Origin of the sequence: Methanotorris formicicus Mc-S-70, from assembly GCF_000243455.1 — an archaeon.
Classification (GTDB): domain Archaea; phylum AGJL01; class Methanococci; order Methanococcales; family Methanococcaceae; genus Methanotorris; species Methanotorris formicicus.
In genome coordinates this window covers 1-4,654 of sequence record NZ_AGJL01000078.1, presented here as the reverse complement: position 1 = coordinate 4,654, position 4,654 = coordinate 1, and the positions used below count along the sequence as shown (strand labels likewise).

Genomic DNA, 4,654 nt, shown 5'->3' with positions numbered 1-4,654 from the left:
CCTATCCCCTGTGTGCCTTGATATATTTATCTATTTGATGGGAACTACCGTTTATTAATTTCAATTTGAATTGATTATTTTTGTTTAAAATATTTTGTGAAATTGTTTTTAAGTTTTTAATATTGTTATATTTAAATGTATAGATTAAATTAATAATAAAAATTTTAGTTTTATTCCTTGTTTTAATGGACTAAGATTTCAAACGTTGATTTAGTTCTTAACGCTATTTCCGAATAGTTTCCATCCTTGTTTTAATGGACTAAGATTTCAAACCGCAATGAGAGAAGAGTTGGCAGAAGAGATGGGTTGTTTCCATCCTTGTTTTAATGGACTAAGATTTCAAACCCTTAACTTACTTCTTTTTTATTGTAATTACTTGTATATATACTTTTCTTTTTGAACCTAAATTTTCTTACTGCTTAATTATTAAAACCTTTATAAAAGCAAGAAAGATTGTGCAATTTCTTTTTAAATCAACTGCACAACCATACTAACAAATCTCAACAATTAGACATTATTTCATACAACCCAAAACCAATTCAAACTTAAAATATACTAAATAAAAACAAATAACTAAAATCTTCAAAAAATATCAATTTTCCATTAAAAAAATCAGTAATACTTTTTACCAATTTTCTAATACCAAAATCCACCAACCCCTTTATAAAAGCAAGAAAAGTTAATTAAGAAATCTAACACCAAACATTAAAAAACTGATGTAACATCAAACAAAGATAAAAATAATCCCTGCCATAATATAAAACAACTCAAAATACACAAATGGTGAAAAGATGATTTGTATTGGATTGGAAGGAACTGCAGAAAAAACTGGTGTTGGTGTTGTTACCTCTGATGGAGAGGTTTTATTTAATAAAACTACTATCTACCTGCCCCCAAAACAAGGCATACACCCAAGAGAAGCAGCAGATCATCATGCTGAGGTATTCCCAAAACTTATAAAAGAGGCATTTGAAGTTGTTGATAAGGATGAGATTGATTTAATTGCATTTTCTCAGGGGCCTGGTTTAGGGCCGTGTTTAAGAGTAACTGCAACAGCAGCGAGAACGTTATCATTAGCATTAAAAAAGCCAATTATTGGAGTAAATCACTGTGTTTCACATATTGAGATTGGAAAATTAACCACTGATGCAGAAGACCCATTGACATTATATGTTAGTGGAGGGAATACCCAAGTTATCGCTTATGTATCAAACAAATACAGGGTGTTTGGAGAGACGTTAGATATTGCAATAGGAAACTGTTTAGATCAGTTTGCAAGATTTTGCAATCTTCCACACCCTGGAGGACCTTATGTAGAGAAACTTGCTGAAAAAGGAGAGAAACTTATTGATTTACCATATACTGTTAAAGGTATGGATATTTCATTCTCAGGACTATTGACATCTGCAATGAGGAGTTATGAAAGTGGGGAAAGGTTGGAGGATGTTTGTTTCTCTCTCCAAGAGGTAGCGTTTTCCATGCTCACAGAGATAACTGAGAGGGCTTTGGCACACACAAATAAGCCGGAGGTTATGCTTGTTGGAGGAGTTGCGGTAAATAACAGGCTTAGAGAGATGCTAAAAATAATGAGTGAAGAGCAGAATGTTGATTTCTATGTTCCAGAAAAGCAGTTTTGTGGAGATAATGGGGCTATGATTGCTTGGTTAGGAATATTGCAGTATATAAATGGGAAAAGAATGGCATTAGAAGAAACAAGAATCATCCCAAATTATAGAACAGATATGGTTGAGGTTAATTGGATTAAGGAAATGCCAAAAAAGAAGAGAAAAATCCCACCTCACTTAATAGGGAAAGGGGCGGAGGCAGATATCAAAAAAGATATTTACTTAGATTGGGATGTTGTTGTAAAGGAGAGGATTAAAAAGAGTTATAGAAATAATGAGTTGGATAGGCTAATAAGAACGAGAAGAACTACAAGAGAAGGGAGATTTCTCGCTTTAATAAAGAACTTTGGCATCCCTGCACCTTATGTGTTTGATGTTGATAGGGACAAAGGTATAATAGTTATGAGTTATATACATGGAAAATTGGCAAAGGATGCTATAGAAGATGGAAATTTGGATTGTTGTTATGATATTGGGGAAATTATAGGTAAGTTACATGAAAACAACATCATACACAACGATTTAACAACATCAAACTTTATTGTTGGGAATAAAACATACATCATTGACTTTGGATTGGGGAAGTTTTCTGATTTGATTGAAGATAAGGCAGTTGATTTAATCGTTCTAAAGAAGGCAATATTAACCACCCACTACAACAAATTTAAAGAAGTTTGGGAAAAAATCATTGAAGGGTATAAAACATATAAACAATGGGAAGACATCATTAACTACATGGGAGAAGTGGAAAAGAGGGCAAGATATTTATAAAATGGTGAAAGCATGGACTTAAATTTTTTCATATATTCCTTTACATCGTTGTTTATCATCGTTGACCCAGTTGGTATAATTCCAATATTCCATATTTTAACGTACTACTACTCAAAGGATGAACAGATTGAGATAATAAAAAGTGCCACAGTAACTGCAACTATAACTTTATTGATATTTGCACTCTTTGGAACCTATATTTTTGATTACTTTGGGATAACATTGGACTCATTTAAAGTTGCAGGAGGTTTGCTACTGTTTAAAATTGCATGGGATATGCTCCATGCTGAGATGTCAAAAACAAAACACTCCCCAAGAGAGGAAATTGACATGCGTATGGGCAGTGTTGCAGTTGTTCCGTTGGCAATACCCCTCCTCGCAGGACCTGGGGCTATAACAACGACCATAATTTTAATGGAGAAAGCACAAAGTTTGGCAAATAAAACAATCGTTATATCATCAATAATCTTAACCATGATAGTTTCTGGTTTAATCCTTTCTGCATCAGATATTGTTGTGAAAAAATTAAAGGTATCTGGTATTAATGCAATAGTAAGGATTATGGGGCTTATATTAGCGGCAATATCAGTTCAGATTATATTTAGTGGGGCTTATGGATTGATAAAAACCATTACTGCATAAAAAATAAAAAATGGTGATATTGTGATGCATTTAAAAATGAACGTTGGAAAAATCATGCAGTCACTAAATGCGTTTAAAGGTTCAAAGCCAGTATGTGATATAGAGGGTTTGTTGATAGTTAGAGGTGTTTGTAGAGATGAGGATTTTGAAAAATACAATAACATAAAAGATTATTTAGAAGCAAAGTTAAAAGAAAATGATTTTGAGGTTGCTGATGAGGATGACATTGTATTATTTGTTGAGAAGATAAACAACGTTTTAAAAGAAACTATGGTAAGTCCTGATTTATTTGGATTTGAGGCATTAAAGAAGTCGTTTGAAGACATGGGTTGTGAGTGCGAGTATGTTATAGGTAAAAAAGGCAATTTGATGGTTGGTATAAGTATGTGGTTTGATAAAAGAACAAAAAATCCAAAGTTTGTTGAAGTTGTTGGGTGTTAATGTTTGCGTTAGATGTTGAAAAAATACTTAATAAACTGACAGTGTGATTACGAGAATCCTTTCTTTATTAGTTCTTTACTGCACTCTTTAATCACTTCATAGAATGATAATCCATATTTGTGGCTTAAATATTCTATACAGTTTGATACCATTGCTATAAACCTAACAAACCCAATATTGCTCTTTTCAGACGTTAGGTAATTTCCCTCAACATCTAAAATCGATTTATCTCTTCTATGCTTTTCTTCTATCTTTGGTCTCTTCATATACTCGCTTATTATGTTCTCTGCCTTCTTTTATGGTTTGTAGAGACCAGATACTTAGGTTTTTTCTGATTTTCCATCAACACTGCAACGATTTTAACTCTACCAACATCGGGAATATTGACCACTTTCTCGGATAATCTAAACTTTATTCCATTAATAGTCCTTAATTTAAGCTTTTCTTTCTCGAAATCCCTCTTAAATAGTCCTTCTACCTTAACCTTCTTACCGAAATATTCAACTATCAGGTTTTCCTAAGTTTACCAATATATTCCATTCCCAATTCTTTAGATTCCTTCATAATTTCTTTGTCGTTACAAAAGTGTCTCCTACGACCGTCCCGATATCTATATGAGTTAAGAATCTAATAATTTCGATGAATATGTCTGTGGATTTTTGCCAAGTGGTTTTATTGTAGTGTAAATCGAATATATCCCTTTTTTTCGTGATAAATACAGCAGTTTATCTGCTCTTGATATGGTTTGCTATGTCTTTCGATGTAGTTATATCGAATATTGCAACCATAAACCTTTTTACTCCATCTCCTTAGTAGCGTTGAATCAGTATCTCCGAATATGCATTAGGTATGCACAACTGAGTATTATCTATTGGTTTATTTGTATATATGTGCATTCGAATTAATTCATTAATTTTGATAACGAATTCTTTTAAATTCATGGTTTTATAATTCGTATTTTTGTTTTTCCATTGCATTGCAACCCATAGATTGTGAATAATCGCTCTAAGTATAAACAAGAATAATCTTACTTCTAAAATCTTTGATTTCGTTTTTATAGCTATGTTTTTAAGCATTCTGAATCTTGTTTCGATATTCCATCGTTTTTATACGTTTTTAGATATATTTTTGGTCTTTTGAAATCAATGTTGGTTAAGAAAGTATAATAAACTGTT

At 32.2% G+C, this 4,654-nt stretch carries 5 protein-coding genes; 3 read left to right on the top strand and 2 right to left on the bottom strand.

Features of this window, described 5'->3' with window-relative positions:
• The first annotated feature begins 791 nt into the window (after positions 1-791).
• Genes METFODRAFT_RS09115 through METFODRAFT_RS11200 form a run of 3 tightly spaced genes read left to right on the top strand, consistent with a single transcriptional unit; the run spans position 792 to position 3,479 of the window.
• Positions 792-2,396 carry a bifunctional N(6)-L-threonylcarbamoyladenine synthase/serine/threonine protein kinase gene (locus METFODRAFT_RS09115; RefSeq protein WP_007045320.1) on the top strand — a complete coding sequence of 535 codons (1,605 nt, stop codon included), beginning with the start codon at positions 792-794 and terminating at the stop codon, positions 2,394-2,396.
• Positions 2,397-2,408: 12 nt separating this feature from the next.
• Positions 2,409-3,038 carry a MarC family protein gene (locus METFODRAFT_RS11205; RefSeq protein ID WP_007045319.1) on the top strand — a complete coding sequence of 210 codons (630 nt, stop codon included), beginning with the start codon at positions 2,409-2,411 and terminating at the stop codon, positions 3,036-3,038.
• Between the two features lie 24 nt (positions 3,039-3,062).
• Entirely contained in the window at positions 3,063-3,479 is a 417-nt protein-coding gene (locus METFODRAFT_RS11200; RefSeq protein WP_007045318.1) for a DUF2120 family protein, read from the top strand.
• 47 nt (positions 3,480-3,526) lie between these two features.
• Here METFODRAFT_RS11200 and METFODRAFT_RS09100 read toward each other — a convergent pair whose 3' ends face one another.
• Together METFODRAFT_RS09100 and METFODRAFT_RS11905 are read right to left on the bottom strand one after the other, a co-directional pair.
• Positions 3,527-3,745 (bottom strand): hypothetical protein, encoded by a 219-nt coding sequence (locus tag METFODRAFT_RS09100; RefSeq protein ID WP_007043479.1) that lies wholly within the window; start codon positions 3,743-3,745, stop codon positions 3,527-3,529.
• 543 nt (positions 3,746-4,288) lie between these two features.
• On the bottom strand, positions 4,289-4,555 hold the full coding sequence (locus METFODRAFT_RS11905; protein ID WP_007045317.1) for a hypothetical protein: 267 nt from the start codon (positions 4,553-4,555) through the stop codon (positions 4,289-4,291).
• Between the last annotated feature and the right edge of the window lie 99 nt (positions 4,556-4,654).